Annotated in this window: 18 protein-coding genes; 12 read left to right on the forward strand and 6 right to left on the reverse strand. The window is 71.5% G+C overall.

The annotated features are described in order from the left end of the window. Positions 1 to 6 precede the first annotated feature (6 nt). From ACIRPP_RS11205 to ACIRPP_RS11220, 4 genes are all read left to right on the forward strand, one after another. Positions 7 to 1,257: a hypothetical protein gene (locus ACIRPP_RS11205; protein ID WP_392708826.1), complete on the forward strand. Its 1,251-nt coding sequence runs from the start codon at positions 7 to 9 to the stop codon at positions 1,255 to 1,257. Next, entirely contained in the window at positions 1,254 to 4,553 is a 3,300-nt protein-coding gene (locus ACIRPP_RS11210; RefSeq protein ID WP_403640226.1) for a hypothetical protein, read from the forward strand. Before ACIRPP_RS11205 ends, ACIRPP_RS11210 begins: the two co-directional genes overlap by 4 nt. 91 nt (positions 4,554 to 4,644) lie before the next feature. Next, entirely contained in the window at positions 4,645 to 7,629 is a 2,985-nt protein-coding gene (locus tag ACIRPP_RS11215; protein WP_403640228.1) for an RNaseH domain-containing protein, read from the forward strand. A 1,061-nt stretch (positions 7,630 to 8,690) separates the two neighbouring features. Further along, complete coding sequence (locus tag ACIRPP_RS11220) at positions 8,691 to 9,116, forward strand: hypothetical protein (protein ID WP_403640231.1); 426 nt, start codon at positions 8,691 to 8,693, stop codon at positions 9,114 to 9,116. Positions 9,117 to 9,190: 74 nt separating this feature from the next. On the opposite strand, the gene ACIRPP_RS11225 is transcribed toward ACIRPP_RS11220, so the two are convergent. Further along, on the reverse strand, positions 9,191 to 11,077 hold the full coding sequence (locus ACIRPP_RS11225; RefSeq protein WP_403640234.1) for an ABC transporter ATP-binding protein: 1,887 nt from the start codon (positions 11,075 to 11,077) through the stop codon (positions 9,191 to 9,193). Between the two features lie 297 nt (positions 11,078 to 11,374). Between ACIRPP_RS11225 and icmF the strand changes: the two genes are divergently transcribed. After that, positions 11,375 to 14,602 (forward strand): fused isobutyryl-CoA mutase/GTPase IcmF, encoded by a 3,228-nt coding sequence (gene icmF, locus ACIRPP_RS11230; protein WP_403640237.1) that lies wholly within the window; start codon positions 11,375 to 11,377, stop codon positions 14,600 to 14,602. A 48-nt stretch (positions 14,603 to 14,650) separates the two neighbouring features. On the opposite strand, the gene ACIRPP_RS11235 is transcribed toward icmF, so the two are convergent. After that, complete coding sequence (locus ACIRPP_RS11235) at positions 14,651 to 15,565, reverse strand: SDR family oxidoreductase (RefSeq protein WP_403640240.1); 915 nt, start codon at positions 15,563 to 15,565, stop codon at positions 14,651 to 14,653. 409 nt (positions 15,566 to 15,974) lie between these two features. Then, positions 15,975 to 16,748, reverse strand: a complete 774-nt coding sequence (locus ACIRPP_RS11240; RefSeq protein WP_403640243.1) for an SDR family oxidoreductase — start codon at positions 16,746 to 16,748, stop codon at positions 15,975 to 15,977. Between the two features lie 78 nt (positions 16,749 to 16,826). Between ACIRPP_RS11240 and ACIRPP_RS11245 the strand changes: the two genes are divergently transcribed. From ACIRPP_RS11245 to ACIRPP_RS11260, 4 genes are read left to right on the forward strand one after another with little or no spacing between them, the layout of a single operon-like run. Next, positions 16,827 to 17,582: an enoyl-CoA hydratase family protein gene (locus ACIRPP_RS11245; RefSeq protein ID WP_403640246.1), complete on the forward strand. Its 756-nt coding sequence runs from the start codon at positions 16,827 to 16,829 to the stop codon at positions 17,580 to 17,582. After that, complete coding sequence (locus tag ACIRPP_RS11250) at positions 17,579 to 18,448, forward strand: CoA transferase subunit A (RefSeq protein ID WP_403640249.1); 870 nt, start codon at positions 17,579 to 17,581, stop codon at positions 18,446 to 18,448. The genes ACIRPP_RS11245 and ACIRPP_RS11250 overlap by 4 nt, the downstream gene beginning before the upstream one ends. After that, positions 18,445 to 19,212, forward strand: a complete 768-nt coding sequence (locus tag ACIRPP_RS11255; RefSeq protein WP_403640252.1) for a CoA-transferase subunit beta — start codon at positions 18,445 to 18,447, stop codon at positions 19,210 to 19,212. The genes ACIRPP_RS11250 and ACIRPP_RS11255 overlap by 4 nt, the downstream gene beginning before the upstream one ends. Beyond that, positions 19,209 to 20,288 carry an NAD(P)H-dependent flavin oxidoreductase gene (locus ACIRPP_RS11260; RefSeq protein WP_403640254.1) on the forward strand — a complete coding sequence of 360 codons (1,080 nt, stop codon included), beginning with the start codon at positions 19,209 to 19,211 and terminating at the stop codon, positions 20,286 to 20,288. Before ACIRPP_RS11255 ends, ACIRPP_RS11260 begins: the two co-directional genes overlap by 4 nt. On the opposite strand, the gene ACIRPP_RS11265 is transcribed toward ACIRPP_RS11260, so the two are convergent. The 3 genes from ACIRPP_RS11265 to ACIRPP_RS11275 all read right to left on the reverse strand — a co-directional run bounded on the left by ACIRPP_RS11265 (position 20,272) and on the right by ACIRPP_RS11275 (position 23,020). Then, complete coding sequence (locus ACIRPP_RS11265; RefSeq protein WP_403640257.1) at positions 20,272 to 21,429, reverse strand: acetyl-CoA C-acetyltransferase; 1,158 nt, start codon at positions 21,427 to 21,429, stop codon at positions 20,272 to 20,274. The two genes, ACIRPP_RS11260 and ACIRPP_RS11265, sit on opposite strands and share 17 nt — an antisense overlap. Positions 21,430 to 21,568: 139 nt before the next feature. Next, complete coding sequence (locus tag ACIRPP_RS11270) at positions 21,569 to 22,156, reverse strand: TetR/AcrR family transcriptional regulator (RefSeq protein ID WP_403641160.1); 588 nt, start codon at positions 22,154 to 22,156, stop codon at positions 21,569 to 21,571. A 75-nt stretch (positions 22,157 to 22,231) separates the two neighbouring features. Beyond that, positions 22,232 to 23,020: an SDR family oxidoreductase gene (locus ACIRPP_RS11275; protein WP_403640260.1), complete on the reverse strand. Its 789-nt coding sequence runs from the start codon at positions 23,018 to 23,020 to the stop codon at positions 22,232 to 22,234. 113 nt (positions 23,021 to 23,133) lie between these two features. Between ACIRPP_RS11275 and ACIRPP_RS11280 the strand changes: the two genes are divergently transcribed. The 3 genes from ACIRPP_RS11280 to ACIRPP_RS11290 are packed head-to-tail and all read left to right on the forward strand — an operon-like array spanning position 23,134 to position 26,158. Further along, positions 23,134 to 23,991, forward strand: a complete 858-nt coding sequence (locus tag ACIRPP_RS11280) for an enoyl-CoA hydratase (protein WP_403640263.1) — start codon at positions 23,134 to 23,136, stop codon at positions 23,989 to 23,991. Continuing rightward, positions 23,991 to 25,169, forward strand: a complete 1,179-nt coding sequence (locus ACIRPP_RS11285) for an acyl-CoA dehydrogenase family protein (RefSeq protein WP_403640266.1) — start codon at positions 23,991 to 23,993, stop codon at positions 25,167 to 25,169. Before ACIRPP_RS11280 ends, ACIRPP_RS11285 begins: the two co-directional genes overlap by 1 nt. Then, a complete protein-coding gene (locus tag ACIRPP_RS11290) occupies positions 25,169 to 26,158 on the forward strand; it encodes an acyl-CoA dehydrogenase family protein (protein WP_403641162.1) in 990 nt (329 codons plus the stop codon). Before ACIRPP_RS11285 ends, ACIRPP_RS11290 begins: the two co-directional genes overlap by 1 nt. Positions 26,159 to 26,179: the final 21 nt, after the last annotated feature.

The following is a 26,179-nucleotide window of genomic DNA, read 5'->3' on the forward strand; positions in this document are numbered from 1 at the left end:
CACGTGATGCAAGCTGACGACACAACGGACATTCAGCAGACTCACGCACTGCTGGAAATCGTCAAGGCGTTCGCCGTGTGCGAGCACGCGATGGTCGGCGAGGGACTGGACGGGCCGAGACGCCTGGACCGCCTCATGGAGGCCCACGGCATCCTGATGGCGGCATGCGGCCCGGGGCACCTGATCCTGTTCGACGAACTGATGGGCAGGCTCACTGGCGACCGGGCTGGCTCCCTGGAAGGGCTGCTGCCCGACTGGATCGACAGCGAGGCTCTCGCTGGCGTGCGGCTCATGGACAGCGAGGGCGTTGCCACGGAGGACGGGTTCGACTTCCGGCACGAAGCCCAGCGCGTCCTGCGGGCCGCGCAGAAGGTCGGGAAGTTCACCGGGCAGGTAACGAAACCGAAGCTGGATGACGAGTACAGCCAGGAAGCCGTCTTCAGCGCGATCAAGGGCTCCTTCTACCAGAGGCACCGCACCACTCTGGTTGAGAACCCGACGGTGCCGACGGGCAGTCTCACGGAGCTCAAGCTGCCCTCCCGGGCGAACGACTTCTACAAGCCGATCGCCCAGTACGCGCAGTTCAACGGCTGGTGGTGGCCCTGCCCCGCCTGCAAGTGGCCGATGAAGGTGACAACTGCCCGCACCGGCGCGCGCACAAGGGGAAGGGTGCGGTGTCTGTACCCCTGGCACGAGGAGACGGGCGCGTCGTACGAGTTCGTCGTGACCGCCCGGAAGAAGTCGGCCCCCGAACTGAGTCCGACGTTCGAATGCCGGGTCCCGTCCGGCCGGTTCGCACGCCTATGGACCGGGGCCGTACCGCACGTGCCGCAGGCTAAGCCGGCCGCAGAGTACATGGCGCTGGTACGGCCGGTGTGGCGCTACACCGTCATCCCTGGCCTACCCGAACTGGCCCTGCACCGAGCCGCCGCGGCGGCCCTGGAGGGAACCGCCTGGACATCACATCTGTGGCCCAACGGGGACCAGTGTGACCTGTGGATCACCCGCGAAGGAAGCGAACAGCCGCACTTTCCTGCTGACTTCAAGGACTACACCTGGCCGAATCACCTGGTCAGCAAACTTCATATGGACGGCGGCGATAAGGGCGGCGCCGAGTACCTGGTAGTGCCCGACCATCGCCAGGACCAGGTGGCCCAGCTCCACGCGGTGTGCCGCACATACAGGATGAAGGCGGCGATGACCGCGACGGACTACCTCGAGATGGTCATCACGCAGATCAAGGAGGGCAAGGCGTGAGCGGGGAGATGACGGGTAAGGAAGCCGGCCTGGCTGGAGCACTCGCTCTGGCCGCGCACTACTTTCCCCGCAAGGACGACGAGGGGCGCATCCTGGCCGGCTTCGAAGAAGCCACGTTCTTCGCCCACCGCAAGCCGCAGGCATGGTCGGAGTGGGCGAGCTTGCCAGTGGCCGAGCGGAACCTGATCCGTCAGGTGATGGCCTTGATGGCTCCCGAATGGACGGATGCGAAGAAACTCAGGGCCGCCGTCCTCGCGCTCCTAGGCACCCTGGCCCCCGATCCCGACCTCGCGGACAGGTCGGGAGGTTCGCTGCGGCTGCCGGCCGGAGACCCACAGCTGGCCGAGGCGGTGATCCCCAGGGTGGGAGGGGATTTCCTCGGCTACGCACAACGCGTCACCGGGCCGTTCTTCACCTTCGGCAAGCGCCCCAAGGCACAGGCGTTCGCGGGCCCAGGGACCCTCAAGACGAGGACGGCCTACCTGGGCCAAGAGCACGGCACGACCAGTAGAGAGATCCATATCCAGGCGACTCCCGGCTTCCTTGAAGCGCCCGGCCACGAGGTGCTCCCGCAGGTGCACACTCGCCCGCAGCGCGACCGGGTCGCGCCGACAGTGAACCAACTCCTGGATGTCGCCAAGATCCTTAGCGGCCAGGACAAGAGCGTCGCCTACCTGCACAAGGTGCTCAAGCGCTTCTTCAAGGCAATGAAGACGACCGACGGCGAGCTGACCGAACTGGACCTGACGTCCGGAGACCTGCAGGTCCTCAACGCCCCCACGGGAAGCGGCAAAACGGTACTCGTACGGGTCATGGCGTCCTGGGCAGCGCTCAACGACCGGCGAATCGCCCTCGCCGTCACCGATGTCCGCGCCACCCTGGACATGGCCTGGGACATCAACAACGACCTGGCCTATCTGCACAAGAACAAGCACCTAGCCGAGCCCGCTCACTGCACTCCGCTGATGTCCCCGTCGAGCATGCACCGGCGGGCCATGGACTACGCCGCCCTGGGTACCTCCACCCAGATCGACGAATGGGACCGGCGCGCCAGGACCGACATCGCGCTGCTGTCGGCCGGCTGCGCGCAGCGGGCGTTGATGGACCCGCCCACCCTGTATCCGTACGGGGAGGAGAACTGCACCTCGCTGACCTCTCCGGCCACCGGCTCCACCCGGCTCACCTGCTCCTTCGCCCCGGTGTGCGGCAAGTTCCAGCAGTTCTACCGGGCCACCGACGCGGCCGTGATCGTCACCAACCACGCCAACCTCCTGGAAGGCCGCACACGCATCGGTGTCGTCCTGGACGGGCAGGAGTTCCGCGGCAAGGCACGTGGCACCAGGGGCATGAGCGTGCTGGAGATGACGCTGCGCGCCTGCGATGCGCTGGTGATCGATGAGATCGATGCCTTCCAGACGGCCGCCATCAGCCGCTGTACCTCGGAGCTCACTCTGGCTTCCCGGAAACGGACGACCGCGTTGCGGGAGATCGACTCGGACGCCAGGAACCTGCCCGTCGTCCATGAGATGTCCCTTGCAGCGCCGGTCAGCCACGCGCGGCTCATGGCCGAGATGCTGCTGCTGTGGCTCTGCTCAGGCAGCGGGCTCAGGCTGAACCCGGGCAACGAGGCGGACAGCCCTGACGGGGCCAGCCGCGACAACACCGGCTGGCGCCTGGCCCGCTCGAGGGACCGTGAAATCCTTCAGCTCCTGTTCCCCCACCAGACCGCGGCCGACGACGTTCCGCCCGAGCTGTTCGCCTTCCTCGACGAGATCATGCCCGCCCGCTGGTACGCGGCCGGACCGGATGAGGAGGCCAAGCTTCCCGACGGAGCCGACTGGGACGCCATCCAATCAGCCCTGACGATCCTCACCGCGCAGCGCGGCCAGGACCACCTCACCGACACTCGCGACGCGATGCGCACGCTCCTGCGTGAGCTCGTGCCCGATGCGCATCAGCAGGCCGCCGTGGTGAACCTGTTGATCACCCGCACCGTGCTACGGGAACTCGACAGCGCGCTGGACGAGCTGCGCATGCAGGCCCAGACCCTGCGCTATCTCGACCTGGGATCGGTCCGCAAGATCCTTGAAAGCATGCGCAGCAGCACGGTCGCCACCCTCTACCCCCTGGCCATGCTGGGCCGCTCCATCCACGGCTACCAGGTCAAGGGCATGGACAAAAAGGAGCAGGAAGCGGAACTCCTGTCACGTTCTTTCGGCGGCGATCCGCACACCTTCGTCAGCGAACTCGGCGGCCTCACCGCTCTGCTGGCGGCCGGCGTGCAGCGCCCCGTCATGGGCCTGTCCGCCACCGCCTACCTACCACAGGCCGTACAGGAACACATCCATGCCCCGGTCCGCTGGTGGCTCCCCGACACCCGTCCGGAGTCCATCGTCACCCTCGCCACGCCTGTACGGGGCAGCAGCGGGGATGCCATGAGGATCGGGGGTCTCCCGCCAGAGCTGAAGCCCAACGCACTGCGCGATCTCGGCCGGGGCCTGTACGAGCAGCAGCTCGCCAAGCGCCTGGCCCGCCTGGAGAAGCACGAACCGGAACGGGCCCGCGTCATCCTCGCCGTCAACTCCTATGAGCAGGCCGCCTACCTCGCCTCCGGGGTGGCACAGGCCGACGGGCTGAACCACCGGATCTGCCTGCTGGTGAAGAAGCCGGAGAAACAGAACTACGAGGAGCACCTACCTGCCCACGTGGACCGGATGGTCCGCGAAGAGCTCAAGGAGTTCCCCGACCGCGGAGAGATCCTTATCGCCCCCCTCGCCGTCATCGGCCGGGGCCTGAACATCGTCGTCGGAACGCGCTCGGCAGTCCGCGACATCTATCTGTGCGTCCGGCCTGTCCTGAGCATCGAGGACACCGACTGGCTGCACGCAAGCGTCAACGCCGCCGGTTACAACACCCTTCCCGCCGGCGGCAGCGACGAGCCCTTGGCCGTCCTGCGCGCAGCAGGCGAAGCCTCCTGGAAGCAACTCACCAAGATCCTTCGCTCCCCGGCCCGGTTCTCCAACATGGACCACGACCTGCGCAAGGAACTCGTCGCAGGAATGCTCGTCCTGCTCATCCAGCTCGCCGGCCGTGCCCGGCGGGGCGAGACCGACATGACCCTCCACATCGTGGACCACTCCATCCACGACAAGAAGTTCAGCTCCGACCTGGCCACGATCATCGAACAGATCTACCGCGACTGGACTCCGAAACAGCGCGACATCATGAATGAGCTCTACGGTCAAGCGCTTCAGGCATTCCTGACCTATGCAGGGCTCGACCGCGAGACGCTCTGAACTGACCACGCCCGTCGCCGCCTTGCCGCGGCGGAGACGGACCCGCATCCTCTCCCAAGCGGAGAGACCGAGAGACGAGGTACCCCCGCTCATGGGGCGAAGCAACACGCAGCGGGATCTCACCGCGCACACCACATCGATCCGGTGCACCCCCGAGCTCCTGGACGGCATGACCGCCCTGGTCTGGGACTTCGGCGACTACCACTCGCCCATCCGCACGGCCTGGCGGGATTTGGGGAGCACGGCCTCAAAGAACGCGAAATGGATCAAGGGTGTCCAGGAATCCGACCCCTTCCTGGTCCCCTATTCCATCGCTGTCACCGTGCTCCAGCAGATCACCGATGGCTACGTCTACCTGGACAAGTACCTGGCCTTCATGGTGACGCTCAACCCCGTGGAGCCCGACGCCCTCAGGACGGTCTTCACTTACCTGGAAGGCATCGTCCGCCGGATTCCTCTGGATGAGATCCCCTTCGTGGATCCACCCACCTTGGCCCGACTGGTCGCGGACGTCGCTCCTGAGCGCCGAAGCCTGGCTAAGAACATCCTCCAGGAGGAAGACGGCAAGCCCGCCAGTCCGGACAGCTGGGCCTATGAGGCGGTGAAGTGGCACATCGCCAAGAAGCTGGCGGCAAAGCCCTTCCTCGACCGGGAAGTCGAGCCGGTCCGTGAGGCGTACGAGGCGACGAACGGCCAGGTGAAACACAGGACCGTCGGCTGGCAGCCCTCCGACAACGTCGCGGCCGTGCAGTACCGGCCCATCAGCAACGGTGACCTGATCGCCTGGGAACAGCCCATCGGCCCGGTCTTCGCCACCCTCGCCCACCCGGTCGACCTCGCCGAAGCGCTCAAGGCCCGTCCCGAGAACCCCACCCGCAGTCAAGTCCAGTACGCGCTGTCCCGCCTGTCGGTGAAGATGGCCACCTACACGGCCGAGCCGAACCCCGTCCTGAATCTTGACGCTCACATCCGGCGCATCAACAACACGGTGATCCACGCCAGCACCGTTCTCGTGGACCAGGGAACAGACCGGCCGATCATGTCTGTGTCCCTGGATGGGCGCGGTCTGCGGCAGACGAACAAGCATGCGCTGGAAATCCTGGCGAAGATGGACGCCGACCGGTCATCGCTCAACGCCATCGAGGAACGCGTCGCCGGTGAGCGCAGCCGCCTGAACGCCAGGGACGAAAATGGCAAGAGGATCGACATCCTGACTCCTCCTCCTGGCGCGATCAGGCCGACCATGCCGAAGACGGACTCCTTCGCTGTCGGTACCGGCGCCGGCATCTACCATCTCTCCCTGCTGCGGGAACACATCCAGCGAGTCTTCGGTGACGCCGTCTCCCTGCTCGACCTGAAGTCGAAGGGGAATGTCTTCGGTAAGCGTTCCCACGAGCCCGCCACCGCCGCCCAGGAGAAAGAGAAGAAACAGAAGAAGCAGGATGGCGAATACGTCGATCTCATCGGCAAGCCCTCCCCGGAGGGTATTCGCCGTTCCATCGAAGCGGCCGGATACAAGAAACTCCGCATCCTGTGCCTGTGGTACCGCGACGCGACCCTCACGCGGATGATCCACGGTCTCGCCCACCCCTACGGGCTGGACCCGGAGGGCATCGATCCGGACCCTGGCGGAAAGAAGTCCTTCCCGCTCGCGGACGGCATCGAAGCTGTCTTCTGCAACGCCGAAGCCCTGCTGGAGCACGGCCCCGGCACTCAGCGCGCCACTGACGCCCAAAGGATCGCCGGCACCTTCGCAGAACCCGGCGTCCTCCTCGCCGCCTGGTGTGAAACAGAGATCCCGGTGCGCGGCGAGGAACACGAGGGCATGAAGCCCGCCGAAGTGAAGACCGCCCTGGCGGAGAACGACGCCAAGCACCAAGTCGTCCGGGAGCTCGCCAAGGCTGCAGTGCCGTCCCAATTCCTCGTCGGCCGCGAGTACGACCCGTTCACCAAGACCTTCACCATCATCAAGAGGCCCGCGAAAGCCTTCGAGGATCACCGCGTCTACATGGGTCTGCTGGACCTCTACCGTTCGTGCGGGGTCGTGGACGACCGCTTCGAGCGTGCCCTCTACCCCGGCGACGACCCCTACCCGCTGCCCCGCATGGCCTTCTGCGGCATCCACATCCGCAAGCAGGCCACGGACCGCAAGTACAAGGGCCAGCCCAAAAGGATCATCACCGCCAGCGTGATCATCCCCTCCCCTGAACCCGGCGGCCCGTGGCGCATGATCGGCTGGAGCAACATCCACCCGCAGTGGGAGCACTACGCCCTCGCACAGAGCAACTTCCACGCCGCCAACTACCCTCTTCACACTGAAAACGGCGACGGCGAAATCCAGCGCTGGGCACAGGCCGGTGAAGACGTCCGCACCGCCCTCCAAGAGCTCCACGACGAACTCGACGGCCTGCCCTACGCCTTGATGATCGACGGTCACGCCAGCCGCCGTGTATGGCCCGGCCTCCACAACAACAAGCAGGGCCTCGGAAAAGATCCCGGGGACCCGCGCCTCTGGCTCCCCGCAAGCGGACTGCCCCCGTCCTGGAATCCGGTCAGCATCATCCGCATGAACTGCGCGCAGGCGGAAATGCCCCGTCTGGTCGCCGTCACCGAGAAGCAGAAGAACGGCAAGACCGTCCCGCTCAAGACCTCCAGCGACCTCTACTACCCGGAAGCCCGGCCCGAAGGCCACCCCTGGTTCCTGTTCACCGAACCCCGCAACTACGGCAAGAAGCGCCATGGGCAGTGGAAGACCCGCTGGCGCGCCGACCCGGGGAAAGCATCGAAGAATGCCGACGAGCGCAAGGAGAACGAACTGAACGCACCCTGGTACAGCATGACCACCAGGGAGATCACCCCGATGCACACGCGGGACGGCTACGACCGAGAGATTCTCGCGGTTGCCGCGGCGCGGCTTTGTCACCAGGCGCTCTCCTGGTCAGACCGGACGCGATACCCGGCCCCGCTCCACGCCGCGCTTCAGATGGACCTTGGCCACCCCCAGTACCGACGCTCCGAGCCGAAGGACCCTGAGAGCATGGAAATCCTGAAGGAAGCCAGCGGCACCGACCTGTAGATACCGGGACGGCTCCGAGCCGTTCGGCGTGGCGGCCTCGAAGATGAGGCCGCCACGCCGAACGGCAGCAACGCTGGCCGCATTGCCCCTATGACGGGGCACCGCGATCTTCCGTCGATGGTTTGGACACCGCCTCCTGGTCGCGCTCTGAAGGCACACTGGCCAGTCGAGGGACTCGCCACATTCGCGAAGGCAAAGCCGTTCGGCGGGCTGAGCGAACGTGTGTGCCGTGTGGTCGGCCAGGCCCTACCACGCCCGGCATCCTTGCTCCCGGTGCTCCAGAGCCGGGAGTCCAAGCGTCAGTGCCCGTGCTGCCGGACGCCGCACTCTGTCATAGCCCCCTCCATGCGGAAGCCCCGTCGTGATGTTTCCGACGGGGCTTCGCCGTATCACCGGCGCTCTCACAAGTCTGTCACCAACTACGCCGACTCCCCCGGACCGCGATGCCCTGACCTGCTACTACGCACCTGCCCTGGACTGACGTGGACGCCCATGGACGGTCTTTACAACCTGTGCCAGGTGGTGCCAAGTGAGGGACCCAGGATCAGGACTGGTGCGTCTTCCGGTCCGTCGAAGCGGTATTGCAGGGTGTTCGGTGGTGTCTCGCTCACGCCGTACACCTTCTCATCTCTCCCATACGCCCACGACCGGTTGCCGGGCACATCACCGGGTCCGTGCGAGACCTCCCCAAGCTCCCAATGATGGAAGGAGGTCGAACGCCGCCGTCACTGAACACGGGGGAAGCCGACGGGACCTGAGGGGAATCTGAGCTTCATCACCGCCGAGATCGGCCATTCTCATCCGTCGATTCATCCGGTTTGCCCGGGCGGAAGAGGCCGTTTGACGGGTGGTTGATGACCGTTGTCCGGAATGCCCCCACGAGGCGATTTTGGTCAACCGCCGCAATGGGCTGTCGGCCGCCATCGGCCCTGGTTGAGTCCCTCAGAAATACATGACCGTCCGGGCCCTCTGTCGCGAACGCCGGCATGTCCGTCGGCCACCGTGCCTCGCCCTCACCACCGGAGATCTCCTTGCGCCGCTGCACACTCACCGTCGCCGCCGTGGCGGCATCGTTTCTGCTCGGAGGCTGCTCCGGCGAGTCCGGGGCGAAGGACCCGGAGCCCGGCGGGTCGACGGCTTCGCCGGACCGGCCCTCACGGACGGGCGAGACAGCGGCCTCCGGGCTGGATCTGCCCGGGGATGCGCAGGTCCTCGTGCCCGAGACCGCCGGTGAGACGGGCCGGGGGCTGCCCGCGTTCACGCCGGAGGAAGGCAGCTACACCATCTACGCCAGCTGTGACGGCAAGGGGGAGGTGTCCATCGTGGGGCGGGACAGCAGCAAGCCGCACCCGGTCGCCTGCGGCGGGGCCCTCACCGTCGGCGTCGTCCATGTGGAGGGGAAGGAGGTGCAGCGCATCCGGATCCAGGTGGTCGGCGGGGCTGCTGCCTGGAGGGTCGCGGTGGTGTCCGGGAACCATCAGGCCTGACCCGGCGTGCCGGTGCGGGGGTCCGGGCCGGTGGTGGTCACCGGCCCGGTCGTGTCGTGCTCGTCCTCCCCCGGTCAGAGCCGGTTGCCCGGCGCGTCACCCGCGCCCCGCAGGTCACCCTCCGTGGACGGGGCGGCGAAGGCCTCGCAGTCCGCCGGGTCCGGGATTTCGGGTTCGCCGAGGAAGCCGCCGGACTGGTGGTGCCAGAGGCGGGCGTAGGCGCCGCCGGCCGCGAGGAGGCGGTCGTGGCTGCCCTGTTCGATGACGGTGCCGCGGTCGAGGACGACGAGGCGGTCCATGCCGGCGACGGTGCTGAGGCGGTGGGCGACCACGAGGGCGGTGCGTCCTTCCATGAGGCGCCACAGGGCGTCCTGGACGAGGAGTTCGCTCTCCGAGTCGAGCGCGCTGGTCGCCTCGTCGAGGAGGAGGATCGGGGCGTCGCGCAGGATGGCCCGGGCGAGGGCGACGCGCTGGCGCTGGCCGCCGGAGAGTTTGACGCCCCGCTCCCCCACCAGGGTGGCGAAGCCGTCGGGGAGTTGGGCGGCGAACTCGGTGACGTGGGCGGCGGCGGCCGCCGCGTGGATCTCCTCGTCGGTGGCGCCGGGCCGGGCGAAGGCGATGTTGTCGCGCAGGCTGCGGTGGAACATGGCCGGTTCCTGCGGGACGTAGGCGATCAGTGAGCGCAGGTCGCTCTGGCGCAGGCGGCTGATGTCCTGGCCGCCGACGAGGATGCGTCCGCCGTCGAGGTCGGACATGCGCAGCAGCAGCCGGGTGAGGGTGGTCTTGCCGCCGCCGGACCGGCCGACCAGGCCGATCCGGGCGCCCGGGGGGACGTCGAGGTCCAGCTTCTCGAAGATGGGCGGCGCGCCCGCGTGGGCGAAGGTGACCGACTCGAAGCGGATGCCGGTGTCCCGCGGGGCGAGCGGTTCGGGGTCGGCGGGGTCGAGCACGGTGGGCGGGTGCAGCAGCAGTTCGGTGAACTGCGCGGCCTCGGTCATGGAGCTCTCCAGGCGCCGGTAGATCTGGTTGAACTCGAACATGATCCGGGTGGCGTTGGAGTAGTAGGTGAAGGCCACCACGACCTCCTCGACGCCCTGGCCGCTGCCGCCGAAGGCGACGGCCACGAGCAGGCCCAGCACGTTGGTCAGGATGGACATGGGGGCGATGAGGACGTCGACGCGCAGGTTGCCGTAGTCCCACGACCTGAGGGTCAGGCGCCGGGACTCCGCGACGCGGCTGCGGTGTTCCCCGGCCTCCCGGCGCTCGGCGGCGAAGGCCCGGATGGTCTCCATGTTCATGAGGCTGTCGGCGACATGGCCGGAAACGCGCGCGACGGCCGCCTCGCGGGCGGCGACGAGCCGCTGCCGGCGGCGGATCAGCGGCAGCGCGGCCACGACGGTCACCGTGATCATCAGCAGCAGGCCGGCGACCAGCATCGGCTCGTAGCTCCACAGCACCACGGCCCCGAAGACCAGGGGGACGGCGCTGCCCACGATCCGGTAGGTGAGGGTGTCGACGAAGTCCTCGAAGCGCCTGCCGAAGCCGAGGAGCCGCTTGGTCAGGGAGCCGGCGAAGTTGTCGTGGAAGAAGGCGGCGTCCTGGGCGAGCAGGTCGTCCATGCCGCGCACGTAGAGGTGCTCCATGCCGAGCGCGTCCACCCGGTTCAGGCAGTGCTGGCCGATGCGCCAGACCACCTCGGCGAGCAGCAGCGTGATGCCGAAGCCCAGCACGTAGGGGAAGGCGGAGGCGAGGGCGAGGCCGCCGTCGGCGGCGGCCTGTCCGGCCAGCTTGGCGATGAGCAGCGGCGCGATGTAGTGGATGCCGATGTTGCCCACGGCGGGCAGCAGCAGGGCGGGCACGGCGAGCCGTCGCAGGCGGCGGAGTTCGCGGCCGTAGAGGCGGAGGGCCAGGAGGACCGCGCCCCTGCCAGGCGTCGGTCCTCGGGTTTCGGACGTCCCCATCACACTCCCGGTGGTTCGGAAAGGGGGAATCCTCCCGTCGGCGAGGGGGCATGGTCCAGGCATTTATGGATGTGCGAAAGGAACCGGACATCTTTGATGGGAGGGGGCACGAGGGGCATTTCCGGTGGTGCGGGACGCGGGGGCGGCGTGCGGCCGGGCGGGCGCGTGCGCGTGACCCCGGGGCGCGGAGTTCGCGCCTGTGCTGGCCGTCACACCCCTCTCACCTTCGGCAATTTACTAGGACGTCCTAGTATCTCTACGGCCACCACTCCGCCCGTCCTGTCCGGGAAGGCACCCATGAACGCTCTGCACCGCCCCGTGCACCCCGTCCGCCTGGTCACCGCTTCGGCCCTGTTCGACGGGCACGACGCGTCGATCAACATCATGCGGCGGATCTTCCAGTCCCAGGGCGCGGAGGTGATCCACCTCGGGCACAACCGGTCCGTGCAGGAGGTCGTGGACGCGGCGCTGGAGGAGGACGTGCACGGCGTGGCGGTCTCGTCCTACCAGGGCGGGCACGTCGAGTACTTCGAGTACCTCGTGGAGTCGCTGCGCGAGCGCGGGGCGGGGCACATCCGCGTGGTCGGCGGGGGCGGCGGCGTGATCGTGCCCGAGGAGATCGACCGGCTGCGCGGGAGCGGCGTCACCATCTTCTCCCCCGAGGACGGCCAGCGGATGGGCCTGGCCGGGATGGTCAACTCGGTGGTGCGGGACTGCGACATCGACCTGTGGGACAGCGGGGCGGCCGACGCCGACGCCGTCCTGGCCGGTGACCGGTTCGCCGTCGCCCGGGCCATCACCGGCGCGGAACTCGGCAAGCTGCCCGCGGACTTCCTGGCGCGGCTGCGGGGCGCGGCGGCGGAGCGGGTCACGCCCGTGCTCGGAATCACCGGGACCGGCGGCTCGGGCAAGTCGTCCCTGACGGACGAGCTCGTGCGCCGGTTCCGGGTCGACCAGCGGGACGCGCTGCGGATCGCGGTGATCGCCGTCGACCCGACCCGGCGGCGCGGGGGCGGCGCGCTGCTCGGTGACCGGATCCGGATGAACTCCCTCGACGGCGACCGGGTCTTCTTCCGCAGTCTCGCCACCCGGGGCAGCCACGAGCTGCCCGAGCACCTGTCGGACGTCATCGACGTGGTCAAGGCCGCCGGGTTCAACCTGGTGATCGTGGAGACGCCGGGCATCGGCCAGGGCGACGCGGCGATCGTGCCGTTCGTCGACATCCCGATGTACGTGATGACACCGGAGTTCGGTGCCGCCTCGCAGCTCGAGAAGATCGACATGCTCGACTTCGCCGACGTCGTCGCGATCAACAAGTTCGAGCGGCGCGGCGCCAAGGACGCCCTGCGCGACGTGGCCCGCCAACTGATCCGGAACCGTGAGGCGTTCGGCAAGCGGCCGGAGGACATGCCGGTGTTCGGCACCTCGGCGGCCACGTTCAACGACGACGGCGTCACCGCGCTCTACCAGTATCTCAGGCCCGCCCTGGGCGAGAAGGGGCTGCCGCTGACCGAGGGCGCGCTGCCCGCGGTGGACGTGCGCCACTCCTCCGGCATCCGGCAGGTGGTCCCCGCCGACCGGGTGCGCTACCTCGCCGAGATCACCGAGACGGTCCGCGCCTACCACGCGGAGACGGAGCGGGTCGCCGAGGCGGCCCGACGGGTCCAGCGCCTGGACCTGGTGCGGGGCGAGCTCGACCGGTCCGGGTCCGACGCGGCGAACGTGGCGGCCCTGCTGGACGAGGCGCGCAAGCAGCTCCCCCACCACGTCGCCGAGCAGATCGAGGGCTGGCCCGCCGTCGTGGAGTCCTACTCGGGCGACGAGCAGGTCGTGAAGGTCCGGGACAAGGAGATCCGCACCAAGCTCACCCGCGAGTCCCTGTCGGGCAACAAGGTCCCGCGCGTGGCGCTGCCCGCGTTCACCGACCACGGGGAGCTGGTGCGGTTCTGGCGCCGCGAGAACCTGCCCGGTCACTTCCCGTTCACGGCCGGGGTGTTCCCGTTCAAGCGGGACGGCGAGGACCCGGCCCGGATGTTCGCCGGCGAGGGCGACCCGTTCCGCACCAACCGGCGCTTCAAGCTGCTGTCCGAGGACCAGCCGGCGACCCGGCTGTCCACCGCCTTCGACTCGGTCACGCTGTACGGCCGGGACCCCGACCGGCGTCCCGACATCTACGGCAAGGTCGGCACCTCCGGCGTGTCCGTGGCGACGCTGGAGGACATGAAGGCCCTCTACGACGGCTTCGACCTGGTCGCGCCCACCACCTCGGTGTCGATGACGATCAACGGTCCGGCGCCGACCGTGCTGGCCTTCTTCCTCAACGCCGTCGTCGACCAGCGGATCGAGCGGTTCCGCGCCGCCGAGGGCCGGGACCCCTCACCCGAGGAGGCGGCGGAGCTGCGCGCGCACGCGCTGGCGAACGTGCGCGGCACCGTGCAGGCGGACATCCTCAAGGAGGACCAGGGCCAGAACACCTGCCTGTTCTCCACGGAGTTCTCGCTGCGGATGATGGCCGACATCCAGGAGTGGTTCATCCGGCAGCGGGTCCGCAACTTCTACTCCGTGTCGATCTCCGGCTACCACATCGCCGAGGCCGGCGCGAACCCGATCAGCCAGCTGGCGTTCACCCTCGCCAACGGGTTCACCTACGTGGAGGCGTACCTGGCGCGCGGGATGCACATCGACGACTTCGCGCCCAACCTGTCGTTCTTCTTCTCCAACGGCATGGACCCCGAGTACTCCGTGCTCGGCCGGGTCGCCCGCCGCATCTGGGCCGTCGCGATGAAGGAGAAGTACGGCGCCAACGAGCGCAGCCAGAAGCTGAAGTACCACGTGCAGACCTCCGGGCGTTCCCTGCACGCCCAGGAGATGGACTTCAACGACATCCGCACCACCCTGCAGGCGCTGATCGCCATCTACGACAACGCCAACTCGCTGCACACCAACGCCTACGACGAGGCCGTCACCACCCCGTCGGCGGAGTCCGTGCGCCGCGCGCTCGCGATCCAGCTCATCATCAACCGCGAGTGGGGTCTCGCGATGAACGAGAACCCGCTGCAGGGCTCGTTCGTCATCGACCAGCTCACCGACCTGGTCGAGGAGGCCGTGCTCGCCGAGTTCGACCGGATCAACGAGCGGGGCGGGGTGCTCGGCGCCATGGAGACCGGCTACCAGCGCGGCCGCATCCAGGACGAGTCGATGCTCTACGAGCAGCGCAAGCACGACGGTTCACTGCCCATCATCGGCGTGAACACCTTCCGGCGGCCCGGCGGTGACGCCGAGCAGCAGGAGCTCGAACTGGCCCGCGCCACCGAGCAGGAGAAGGAGTCCCAGCTCAAGCGGGTCCACGACTTCCGGACCACGCACCACGACGAGGCGGCGCGGGCGATCGCCCGGCTCAAGGAGGCCGCGATCAACGGGGACAACGTCTTCGAGGTCCTCATGGACGCGGCCCGGGTCTGCTCGCTGCAGCAGGTCACGGAGGCGTTCTTCGAGGTCGGCGGCCAGTACCGGCGCAACGTCTGACCGGCGCGCCGGGTGCCGTTCCCCGCGGGCGCCGTTCCCCGCGGCCGGCTAGCGCGCCCCGTACACCGGCTGCGGGGCGCGCGCCACGGCGAGCAGGGCGCGGGCCGTCTCGCCGGCCTCGGCGGGAGTGCGGCGGGCGGGGTGGTCGGCCGTGGGGCCGGGGCTCCAGCCCTCCATGACGGTGATGCGCCCGCCCTGGGCCTCGAAGACGCGGCCGGTCACCCCCGCGCAGGAGGCGGACCCCAGCCAGACCACGAGCGGGGAGACGTTCTCGGGCGCCATGGCGTCGAAGCCGCCGTCGGCGGGGACGGCCATGGTGTCGGCGAAGGTCCGTTCGGTCATCCGGGTGCGGGCGGCGGGGGCGATGGCGTTGACCTGGACGCCGTAGCGGGCGGTCTCGGCAGCGGCGACGAGGGTCAGGGCGATGATCCCGGCCTTGGCGGCGGCGTAGTTGGCCTGGCCTACGCTGCCGAGCAGTCCGGCGCCGGAGCCGGTGTTGACGACGCGGGCGACGGGCGTCCGGCCGGCCCGGGTCTCGGCGCGCCAGTGCGCGACGGCGTGCCGGACGGGCAGGAAGTGGCCCTTGAGGTGGACCCGTACGACGGCGTCCCAGTCGTCCTCGCCGAGGTTGACCAGCATGCGGTCGCGCAGGAATCCGGCGTTGTTGACGAGGGTGTCCAGGCGGCCGAAGGCGGTCAGGGCGGTGGCGACGAGGGAGGCCGCGCCCTCCTCGGTGGCGACGTCCCCGCTGTGGGCGACGGCTTCCCCGCCGCGGGCGCGGATCTCGTCGGCGACCTGCTGGGCGGGGCCGGGAGCGGCGCCGCTGCCGTCGGGGGCGACGCCGAGGTCGTTGACGACGACCCTCGCCCCCTCGGCGGCCAGGGCGAGGGCGTGGGCGCGGCCGAGGCCCCGGCCGGCGCCGGTGACGACCGCGGTGCGGCCGGTGCAGATTCCGCTGTTCATGGTGGCGTCGCCGCCTTTCGGTGTCGGTCCGGCCGGCCGGAGGGGGTGCCGGTGAGGGGCGGGTTCCGCCGGCCGGAGAGGTGCCGGTCGGCGCAGGATCCGTCGCCCGGAGAGTGGTGCCCGTCAGGTGCAGGTTCCGTCGGCCGCAGGGGTGCCGGTCGGCGCAGGATCCGTCGGCCGGAGGGTGGTGCCCGTCAGGTGCAGGTTCCGTCGGCCGCAGGGGTGCCGGTCGGCGCAGGATCCGTCGCCCGGAGAGCGGTGCCCGTCAGGTGCAGGTTCCGTCGGCCGCAGGGGTGCCGGTCGGCGCAGGATCCGTCGCCCGGAGGGTGGTGCCCGTCAGGGGCGGCGTCCGTCGCCCGGAGGGTGGTGCCGGTCGGGTGCCGGTTCCGTCGGCCGGTGGGGATGCCGGTCAGGGGCCGGTGGCGGCGTCGAGGAAGGCGGGGCGTTCTCCGCCGCCGTGGACGTGCAGGGCGGCGCCGCTGATGTACGCGGCCCGGTCGGAGGCGAGGAAGACGCAGGCGTCGCCGATGTCGGCGGGTTCGGCGAGGCGGAGGAGCGGCACGGTGCGGGAGACGGCGGCGACGCCGTCCGCGTCGCCGTAGTGGGCGGCGGCGGACTCGGTGCGGACCATGCCGACGACGAGGGTGTTGACCCGTACGGTCGGCGCCCACTCCACGGCCATGGAGCGGGCGAGGCCGGCCAGTCCGGCCTTGGCGGCGCCGTAGGCGGCCGTGCCGGGTGAGGGGCGGGTGCCGCTGACGCTGCCGATCATGACGATGGAGCCGCCCTGCGGCCGGCGGCGCATGATGCCGTACGCGGCGAGCGACGCGGTCATCGGTGCCACGAGGTTGAGGCCGATCACCCGCGCGTGCCGCTGCGCGCCGCCCTCGGCGAGCGGCCGGTGGGGGGTGCCGCCGGCGTTGTTGACCAGGGTGTCGAGTCGCCCGTACTCCTCCTGCACCCGGTCGAACAGCCGGGCGACCGACTCCTCGTCGCGCAGGTCGACGGGGAGGTAGCGGGCCGTGCGCCCGGCCGCGGTGAGGGGCCGGGCGGGGGCCCGCCGGGCGCAGGCCACGACCTGTGCGCCGGCGTGCAGCAGGGCGCGGGTGATGCCCGCGCCGACGCCCCGGGTGCCGCCGGTGACGACGGCGACGGAGCCGGACAGGTCGGTGACGACCGCCATGGAGGACCTCCCGCTTCGAGGGGACCGCTGCTATGTTCCGCCTAACAAACGTTTGGTGGAAAGGTAGCGGATCTGCTCATGGGTGTCTCCACCGCCGTCCCCGAACCCGGTGTCGCCGTCGTCACCGTCGACTTCCCGCCCGTCAACGCCCTGCCCGTGCACGGCTGGTACGACCTGGCCGCCGCGGTGCGCGCCGCCGGGGCCGACCCGGAGGTGCGCTGTGTGGTGCTGCGCGCCGAGGGGCGCGGCTTCAACGCCGGGGTCGACCTCCGCGAACTCCAGCGCGCGGCCGGGCACGAGGCGCTGCTCGGCGCCAACCGCGGCTGCGCCGAGGCGTTCTGGGCCGTCCAGGACTGCGAGGTCCCGGTCGTCGCCGCCGTGCACGGCTTCTGCCTGGGCGGCGGGATCGGCCTGGTGGGCTGCGCCGACGCCGTCGTCGCCTCCGACGACGCGACCTTCGGGCTGCCGGAGCTGGACCGGGGCGCGCTCGGTGCGGCCACCCACCTGGCCCGGCTGGTCCCCCAGCACCTGATGCGGACGCTGTACTACACCTCCCGCACCGTCACGGCGCGCGAGATGCACCGGCACGGCGCGGTGTGGCGCGTCCTCCCCCGCGACGAACTGGACGACGGGGCGATGGAGTTGGCGCGGGAGATCGCCGCCAAGGACGGCTGTCTGATCCGGCTGGCCAAGGCGGCGATCAACGGGATCGACCCGGTCGACGCCCGCCGCTCCTACCGCTTCGAGCAGGGGTTCACCTTCGAGGCCGCGCTCACCGGGGTCGCCGACCGGGTCCGCGGCACCTTCCGCCCGGCCGGGGAGCCGCCGTCATGAGCCGGGACCGGACGATGACCGCCGAGGAGGTGGCCGGCCGGCTGGAGAGCGGGATGACGGTCGGCATCGGCGGGTGGGGCTCGCGCCGCAAGCCGATGGCGCTGGTACGCGCGCTGCTGCGGTCCCCGGTGACCGACCTGACCGTCGTGTCCTGCGGCGGCCCGGACGTCGGCCTGCTCGCCGCCGCCGGGCGGATCCGCACCCTGGTCGCGCCGTTCGTCACGCTGGACTCGGTGCCGCTGGAGCCGCACTTCACGACCGCCCGCCAGCGGGCCGCGTTCACCCTGGTGGAGCTGGACGAGGCCATGTTCCTGTCGGGGCTGACCGCCGCCGCGCACCGGCTGCCGTTCCTGCCGGCCCGGGCCGGTCTCGGCTCCGACGTCCTGCGCGTCAACCCCTCGCTGCGCACCGTCGTCTCGCCCTACGAGGACGGCGAGGAGCTGGTCGCCGTCCCGGCGCTGCGCCTGGACGCCGCGCTGGTCCACCTCAACCGGGCCGACCGGCACGGCAACGGGCAGTACCTGGGACCGGACCCGTACTTCGACGACCTGTTCTGCCGGGCGGCCGACGCGGCGTACGTGTCGTGCGAGCGGATCGTCGACACCGCCGCCCTGCTCGGGGAGCGGGGGCCGCAGACGCTGCTCGTGCAGCGGATGTACGTGGACGGCGTGGTCGAGGCGGCGGGCGGTGCGCACTTCACCTCCTGCGCCCCCGACTACGGCCGCGACGAGACCTTCCAGCGGGCCTATGTGCGGGCCGCCCGCGACCCCGCGGCCGGGCGGGAGTTCACCGAACGGTTCCTGTCCGGCGACGAGGCCGCCTACCGGACGGCCGTCGCGGCGTTCCACCGGGAGGTGCGGGCATGAGCGGCGAGGGCGGGCCCGCGACGCGCGCCGAGGTCTGCGTGGTGGCGTGTGCCGAGGTGTGGCGGGGCGCGGGCGAGGTGCTCGCCGCCGCGATGGGCACGGTGCCCGCCGCCGGGGCCCGGCTGGCCCGGCTCACCTTCGCGCCCGGGCTGCTGCTGACCGACGGGGAGGCGCTGCTGGCCGGCGACGTCCCGGCGCTCGGTGCGCCGGCCCGCGTGGTGGAGGGCTGGCTGCCCTACCGGGCGCATCTGGAGCTGGTCGCGGGCGGGCGGCGGCACGTGATGATGGGCGCGAGCCAGCTCGACCGGTACGGCAACCAGAACATCTCCTGCATCGGCGACTGGGAGCGGCCCCGGCGGCAACTGCTGGGCGTGCGCGGCGCGCCGGCCAACACGGTGAACAATCCGACGAGTTACTGGGTCCCCCGGCACAGCGCGCGGGTGTTCGTCGAGCGGGTCGACATGGTCTGCGGGGTCGGTCACGACCGGGCCGCCGCGGCCGGCCCCTCCGCCACCCGGTACCACCGTCTGCGGCACGTCGTCAGCGACCTGGGCGTCTTCGACTTCGAGACCCCCGGCCGCACGATGCGGCTCCGCTCGCTGCACCCCGGTGTCACGGTCGGCCGCGTCGTGGAGTCGACCGGGTTCACGCTGACGGTCCCCGAGCAGGTGCCGGTGACCCGGGAGCCCACCGCGGCCGAACTGCGCCTGATCCGCGAGGCGATCGACCCGGACGGGCTGTGCGAGCGGGAGGTGGGGCCGTGAGCGGCACGGTGCTCTCCACCGCCCTGACCGACCTGGTCGGGGTGCGCCATCCCGTCGTGCAGGCCGGGATGGGCTGGGTGGCGGGCCCGCGCCTGGTGTCGGCGGCGGCCGAGGCGGGGGCGCTGGGCATCCTCGCCTCCGCGACGATGAGCGTCGACGGGCTCCGGGCTGCCGTGCGGGAGGTGCGGTCCCGTACGGAGGCGCCGTTCGGCGTCAACCTGCGGGCGGACGCGGGGGACGCGCCGGAGCGGGTGCGGGTGATCGTCGAGGAGGGTGTGCGGGTCGCCTCGTTCGCGCTGGCGCCGTCCCGGGAGCTGATCGCCCGGCTGAAGGACGCGGGGGTGGTGGTGATCCCGTCCGTCGGCGCCGAGCGGCACGCCGTGAAGGTGGCGGGGTGGGGCGCCGACGCGGTGCTGGTGCAGGGCGCCGAGGGCGGCGGGCACACCGGCGGGGTGGCGACCGGCGTGCTGCTGCCCCAGGTGGTGGACGCGGTGGACATCCCGGTGATCGCGGCGGGCGGGTTCCGCGACGGCCGCGGCCTGGTCGCCGCGCTCGCGTACGGGGCCGCCGGGATCGCCATGGGCACCCGCTTCCTGCTCACCTCCGACAGCCCGGTGCCCGACGCGGTCAAGGCCGCCTACCTGGCGGCCTCGGTCGGCGACGTCGTCGTCACCACGAAGGTGGACGGGCTGCCGCACCGGATGCTGCGCACGGACCTGGTCGACGCGCTGGAGCGCTCGGGCCGGGCCGCCGCACTGTGGCGGGCGCTGCGGCACGCGGCGGCCCTGCGCCGTGCGACGGACAAGAGCTGGGCGCGGATGGTGCGGGACGGGCTCGCGATGCGGCGGGGCCGGGAGCTGACGTGGGGCCAGGTGCTGCTGGCCGCCAACACCCCGGTGCTGCTGCGCGCCTCGATGGTGGAGGGACGCACCGACCTGGGGGTGATGGCCTCCGGTCAGGTCGCCGGGGTCATCGACGACCTGCCGTCGTGCGCCGAGCTCGTCGACCGGGTGATGGCCGAGGCCGGGGCCGTGCTCCGCTCGCTGGGGTCCGGCGCGGTCAGAGGCGTTCGATGACGGTGACGTTGGCCTGGCCGCCGCCCTCGCACATGGTCTGCAGGCCGTAGCGGCCGCCGGTGCGTTCCAGTTCGTGCAGTAGCGTGGTCATCAGGCGGGTGCCGGTGGCGCCCAGGGGGTGGCCGAGGGCGATGGCGCCGCCGTTGACGTTGACCCGGGCGGGGTCGGCGCCGGTCTCGTGCAGCCAGGCGAGGACGACCGGGGCGAACGCCTCGTTGATCTCGACGAGGTCGATGGCGTCGATGCTCATCCCGGTCTTCTTCAGCGCGTGCGCGGTGGCGGGGATGGGGGCGGTCAGCATCCTGATCGGGTCCTCGCCGCGCGCGGAGAGGTGGTGGACGCGGGCGCGGGGGGTGAGCCCGTGGTCCCGTACGGCGCGTTCGCTCGCGAGCAGCATCGCCGACGCCCCGTCGGAGACCGGCGAGGAGACGGCGGCGGTGAGGCGGCCGCCCTCGGCGAGGGGGCGCAGTGCGGCCATCTTGGCCAGGGAGGTGTCGCGCCGGGGGCCCTCGTCGTCGGTCATGTCCCCGTAGGGCACGATCTCGCGCAGGAAGCGCCCCTCGTCCCTCGCGCGCACGGCGCGCCGGTGGGAGCGCAGCGCGAACTCCTCCATCGCGGGGCGGGAGATGTCCCAGGTGCGGGCGATCAGTTCGGCGCCGTGGAACTGGCTGACCGGGCGGTCGCCGTAGCGGGCCCGCCAGCCCCGCGAGCCGGCGTAGGGGCCCTCGGTCAGCCCCAGGGGCAGGGCCGCCTGCCGGGCGGCGTAGGCGATGGGCACCATCGACATGTTCTGGGTGCCCCCCGCGACGACCAGGTCGGCGGTGCCGGACAGGACGGCCTGCGCGGCGAAGTGCACGGCCTGCTGGGAGGAGCCGCACTGCCGGTCGACGGTCACGCCGGGGACGGTCTCGGGCAGTCCGGCGGCGAGCCAGGAGGTGCGGGCGATGTCACCGGCCTGCGGGCCGACGGTGTCCAGGCAGCCGAGGACGACGTCGTCGACCGCCTCAGGGTCGGCGCCCGAGCGTTCCATGAGCGCGGTGAGCACATGGGCGCCGAGGTCGGCCGGGTGGACGGCCGCCAGGGCGCCGCCGCGCCGTCCGACGGGGGTGCGTACCGCTTCGACGATGTAGACCTCGGCCATGGTCACTCCTTGTCGGTGCGACGGTTCGGTGGCGACGGTTCGGTGGCGCGGGTGCGGTGACGGCGGTGCGGTCGTGACGGTGCGGTCGTGACATGTGGTGTGCTGTGCGGGGTGCGGTGCGCGTGCGCGGTGCGGGGTGTCAGGTGGGCAGGGCGATGCCTTCCAGGACCATCGAGAGGTACTGACGGGCGATCTCCTCGGGGCTGTGCTGTCCGCCGGGCCGGTACCAGGAGGCGGCGACCCAGACGGTGTCGCGCACGAAGCGGTAGGTGAGGCGGACGTCGAGGTCGGCGCGGAAGACCCCGGCGGCCACGCCGCGCTCCAGGGTGCCCAGCCAGGCCTTCTCGAAACGGCGCTGCGAGTCGGCGAGGTAGCCGAAGCGGGGCTGGGTCTGCAGGTGGCGGGCCTCCTTCTGGTAGATGGCGACGGCGGGCAGGTGCCGGTCGATCTCCCGGAAGGACTCGGTGACGAGGGCTTCGAGGGTCTCCCTGGGGCCCAGCCCGGAGGTGAGCACGGCGTCGTAGCGGGCCCACAGCTCGTCCAGGAAGGCCGAGAGGATCTCGTCGAGCATCGACTCCTTGGAGTCGAAGTGGTAGTAGAGGCTGCCCGCGAGCAGGCCGGCCTCGTCCGCGATCCGGCGGACGGTCGTGGCGTTGTAGCCCTGGGCGGCGAACACCGCGGCGGCGGTGGCCAGGATCTCCTCGCGCCGCTCGGGGGGCGCGCTCATCGCGGCCTTCCCGCGGGCGGTGCGGTTGCTGTCGCTGTGGCTGCTGTTGCGTTTCGGCACCCTGGCATTGTCGCCTCACGCGCGCTGGCTGCTGACCGACAGGACCTCGCCGGTCAGGTAGGAGGAGTAGCCGCTGGCCAGGAAGACGATGACGTTGGCGACCTCCCACGGCTCGGCGGGCCGGCCGAACGCCTCGCGGGCGGCCAGCTCGGTCAGCAGTTCCGGGGTGGTGACCTTCGCCAGGTGCGGGTGCAGGGCGAGGCTGGGCGCGACGGCGTTGACCCGGACGCCGTACGCGGCGGCCTCGACGGCGGCGCAGCGGGTGAGCGCCATGACCCCGGCCTTGGCGGCGGCGTAGTGCGCCTGCCCGCGCTGGGCCCGCCAGCCGGACACGGAGGCGTTGTTGACGACGACGCCTCCCGTGCCGGCCGCGCGCATCCGGCGCAGGGCGGCGCGGGTGCAGCGGAAGGTGCCGTTGAGGGTGACGTCGAGGACCCGCTCCCACTGCGCGTCGGTCATGTCGGCGAGGTCGGCCGTCCCGCCGAGACCGGCGTTGTTGACGACGATGTCGAGGCGGCCGTGCCGTTCCTCGGCGCGGTCGAGGAGGGCGGCGACCCGGTCCTCGTCGGTGACGTCGCAGGGCAGGGCGGTCACGCGGTGCGCGCCGAACTCCTCGGCCAGCGCGGCGGCGGACTCCTTCAGCCGGGGGGCGTGGGCGTCGGAGACGAGGACGTCGGCGCCCTCCTCCAGCAGCCGGCGGGCGGTGGCGCCGCCGATGCCGGTGCCCGCGGCGGCGGTGACGACCGCGCTCCGCCCGGCGAGCAGGCCGTGGCCGGAGGGGTACGGGGGCGGGACGGAGGTCATGGGCGACCCTCCTCGGGGGGCCGGGGCGGGCCCGGCGGCGGCACGGCCGGTCCGCTCGACGGCCGGTGTGCCGTACGTTAACCTACCAAACACTTGTTAGGGAAGGAGGGCGGATGTCCGGCTCCGACAGCGCGTCCCCGGCCCCGGTCCGCTACGCCGTGCACGGCCCCGTCGCCGTGATCACCATGGACCGGCCCCGCCACCGCAACGCCCAGAACTCCGCCATGACCTACGCCCTGGACCGCGCCTTCTACCGGGCGGCAGACGACGACGCGGTGAAGGTCCTCGTCCTCGCCGGGGAGGGCGACCACTTCTCCGCCGGGCACGACATCGGCTCCCCCGGCAGGGACGCCCACCTGCCCTTCGAGCGGCGGGCCGGGCTGTGGTGGGACCACTCGGACAAGGAGGGCGCGGAGAGCCGCTTCGCCCGCGAGTCGGAGGTCTACCTGGGCATGTGCCGCCGCTGGCGCGAGCTGCCCAAACCGGTCGTCGCGTCCGTGCAGGGGGCGTGCGTGGCGGGCGGGCTGATGCTCGCCTGGGTCTGCGACCTGATCGTCGCCGCCGAGGACGCCTTCTTCGCCGACCCGGTGGTGCGCATGGGCATCCCCGGCGTGGAGTTCTTCGCCCACCCGTGGGTGATGCCCCCGCGCATCGCCCGGGAGTTCCTCTACACCGGCGACCGGATGAGCGCGCGGCGCGCCTACGAGCTCGGCATGGTCAACCGGGTCGTCCCCCGGGCCGAGTTGACCGAGCGCACGAGGGAACTGGCTTTGCGGGTCGCCGAGATGCCCCGGATGGGGCTGGCGCTGACCAAGCGGGCCGTCAACCAGGCCGAGGACCTCCAGGGTCTGCACGCCGGTACGGACGCGGTGTTCGGGCTGCACCACCTGGCCCACGCGCACAACGCGGAGGTCTCCCGGGACCCGCTGGGAGGCATGGACGTCCGCGCGATGAAGGAGGCGTCGTCCTGATGGACCTCGCCTTCGGTCCGGCCGAGGACGCCTTCCGCACCGAGGCGCGCGCCTGGCTCGCGGCGCACGTGCCCGCGGCCCCGCTGCCCTCCCTGGAGACGGCGGAGGGCTTCGCCGCCCACCGGGAGTGGGAGCGCACACTGCACGCGGGCCGCTGGTCGGTGGTCACCTGGCCCGAGGAGTACGGCGGCCGGGGCGCCTCGCTCCTTCAGCGCCTGGTCTTCGAGGAGGAGTACCACGCCGCCGGGGCGCCCGGCCGGGTCGGCCAGAACGGCATCTGCCTCCTGGCACCGGCCCTGTTCGAGCACGGCACGCCGGAGCAGCGGGGCCGGGTGCTGCCGCCCATGGCGAGCGGCCGGACGGTGTGGGCGCAGGCCTGGTCGGAGCCGGAGGCCGGTTCCGACCTCGCGAACCTGCGGTCCACGGCCGTCCGCACCGGCGGCGGCTGGCTGCTGAACGGGGTGAAGACGTGGTCGTCCCGGGCCGCCTTCGCCGACCGCGCCTTCGGCCTGTTCCGCAGCGACCCCGGCGCGGCCCGCCCGCACCACGGCCTCACCCAGCTGATGTTCCCGCTGGACGCGGACGGGGTCGCCGTGCGTCCGATCGGCCGGCTGGACGGCAAGCCCGCCTTCGCCGAACTCCGCCTCGACGACGTGTTCGTGCCCGACGAGGACGTGATCGGCGAACCGGGCCGGGGCTGGCAGGTCGCGATGAGCACGGCGGGCGAGGAGCGCGGGCTGACCCTGCGCAGCCCCGGCCGCTTCAGTGCGGCGGCCGCCCGCCTGACGGACCTGTGGTGTGCGGGCCGGGAGGCCGGGGCCTGCGGGGAGGGGTCGCTGCGCGACCGGGTCGCCGACGCGGTGATCGGCGCCCGCGCCTACCAGTTGTACGCGTACGAGCAGGTGGCCCGGATCGAGGCGGGGTCGGTGCCGGGCGCCGAGTCCAGTCTCACCAAGGTGTTCTGGTCCGAGCTGGACGTCGCCCTGCACGAGACCGCGCTCGACCTGCTCGGCCCCTACGGGGAACTGTCCGACCTGGCCCCGGACGCGCCCGCGCAGGGCAGCTGGGCCGAGGGCTACACCTTCTCCCTCGCCGGCCCCCTCTACGCGGGCACCAACGAGATCCAGCGCGGCATCATCGCCGAGCGGCTGCTCGGCCTGCCGAGGGGACGCAGGTGATGCGGTTCCTCCTCGACGACGAGCAGCGGCAGTTCGCCCGCTCGCTGGACGCCATGCTGTCGGCGGCGGGCACACCGGCCGCCGTACGGGCCTGGGCGGCCGGCGACACCGGTCCCGGCCGGGCCGTGTGGAAGCGGCTGGCCGGGGCGGGGGTGTTCGCGCTGGCCGTGCCGGAGGAGCACGGCGGACTCGGCCCGCTGCCGGTCGAACTGGCCGTGGCCTTCGTCGAGCTGGGCCGCCACGCGGTGCCGGGGCCGCTGGTGGAGACGGTGGCCGCGGCGGCCTTCCTGGACCGCCTCGGCGACCCGGCGGCAGCCGCGGCTCGCCTGCCCGGCCTCGCCTCCGGCGCCGCCGTCGCCTCCTTCTGCGTCCTCTCCCCCACCGCGCCCTACGCCCTGGACGCCGACACGTCCGACAGGGTCCTCGTGGTGGACGGCGACACGGTCCGCCTGGCGGAGGCGACCGGGCCGGTGCAGCCCTCGGCCGACCCGGCGCGGCGGCTCGCCCGGCCGGGCGGCGGGCCGGTGCTGGCGCGCGGGCCCCGGGTGACGGCCGCCGCCGCGCACGCCGCCGACGTGGCGGCGCTGCTCACGGCGGCGCAGGCGCTCGGGGTCGGCCGCACCCTGCTGGACCGGACCGTCGCGTACGTCCGGGCGCGCACGCAGTTCGGGGTGCCCGTCGGCTCGTTCCAGGCGGTGCAGCACCGGTTGGCCGACACGCTGGTGGCGCTGGAGTTCGCCCGGCCCCTGGTGTTCGCCGCCGCGCTGGCCCTGGCCGCCGGCGACCCCGGGTCCGGCCGGGAGGCCGCCATGGCTAAGGTCGCGGCGGGCGAGGCCGCCTACGCCGCGTCCCGCACGGCCCTCCATCTGCACGGCGCCCTCGGCTACACCGCCGAGCTGGACCTGTCCCTGTGGATCCGCAAGGCCCGCGCCCTGCGGACCGCCTGGGGCACCCCGGCCGCCTGCCGGGCACGTGTCCTCGACCCTTGAACTCCCCACCAGTGGTTGGGC

It is taken from the genome of Streptomyces sp. NPDC101219 (assembly GCF_044767675.1).
Lineage (GTDB): Bacteria > Actinomycetota > Actinomycetes > Streptomycetales > Streptomycetaceae > Streptomyces.

Excerpts from the sequence above, each read along its gene's own strand:
- ACIRPP_RS11205 (WP_392708826.1), top strand. The coding sequence starts at position 7 with ATGCAAGCTGACGACACAACGGACATTCAGCAGACTCACGCACTGCTG.
- ACIRPP_RS11215 (WP_403640228.1), top strand. The coding sequence starts at position 4,645 with ATGGGGCGAAGCAACACGCAGCGGGATCTCACCGCGCACACCACATCG.
- ACIRPP_RS11225 (WP_403640234.1), bottom strand. The coding sequence starts at position 11,077 with ATGGGGACGTCCGAAACCCGAGGACCGACGCCTGGCAGGGGCGCGGTC.
- icmF (WP_403640237.1), top strand. The coding sequence starts at position 11,375 with ATGAACGCTCTGCACCGCCCCGTGCACCCCGTCCGCCTGGTCACCGCT.
- ACIRPP_RS11235 (WP_403640240.1), bottom strand. The coding sequence starts at position 15,565 with ATGAACAGCGGAATCTGCACCGGCCGCACCGCGGTCGTCACCGGCGCC.
- ACIRPP_RS11240 (WP_403640243.1), bottom strand. The coding sequence starts at position 16,748 with ATGGCGGTCGTCACCGACCTGTCCGGCTCCGTCGCCGTCGTCACCGGC.
- ACIRPP_RS11245 (WP_403640246.1), top strand. The coding sequence starts at position 16,827 with ATGGGTGTCTCCACCGCCGTCCCCGAACCCGGTGTCGCCGTCGTCACC.
- ACIRPP_RS11250 (WP_403640249.1), top strand. The coding sequence starts at position 17,579 with ATGAGCCGGGACCGGACGATGACCGCCGAGGAGGTGGCCGGCCGGCTG.
- ACIRPP_RS11255 (WP_403640252.1), top strand. The coding sequence starts at position 18,445 with ATGAGCGGCGAGGGCGGGCCCGCGACGCGCGCCGAGGTCTGCGTGGTG.
- ACIRPP_RS11265 (WP_403640257.1), bottom strand. The coding sequence starts at position 21,429 with ATGGCCGAGGTCTACATCGTCGAAGCGGTACGCACCCCCGTCGGACGG.
- ACIRPP_RS11270 (WP_403641160.1), bottom strand. The coding sequence starts at position 22,156 with ATGAGCGCGCCCCCCGAGCGGCGCGAGGAGATCCTGGCCACCGCCGCC.
- ACIRPP_RS11275 (WP_403640260.1), bottom strand. The coding sequence starts at position 23,020 with ATGACCTCCGTCCCGCCCCCGTACCCCTCCGGCCACGGCCTGCTCGCC.
- ACIRPP_RS11280 (WP_403640263.1), top strand. The coding sequence starts at position 23,134 with ATGTCCGGCTCCGACAGCGCGTCCCCGGCCCCGGTCCGCTACGCCGTG.
- ACIRPP_RS11285 (WP_403640266.1), top strand. The coding sequence starts at position 23,991 with ATGGACCTCGCCTTCGGTCCGGCCGAGGACGCCTTCCGCACCGAGGCG.
- ACIRPP_RS11290 (WP_403641162.1), top strand. The coding sequence starts at position 25,169 with ATGCGGTTCCTCCTCGACGACGAGCAGCGGCAGTTCGCCCGCTCGCTG.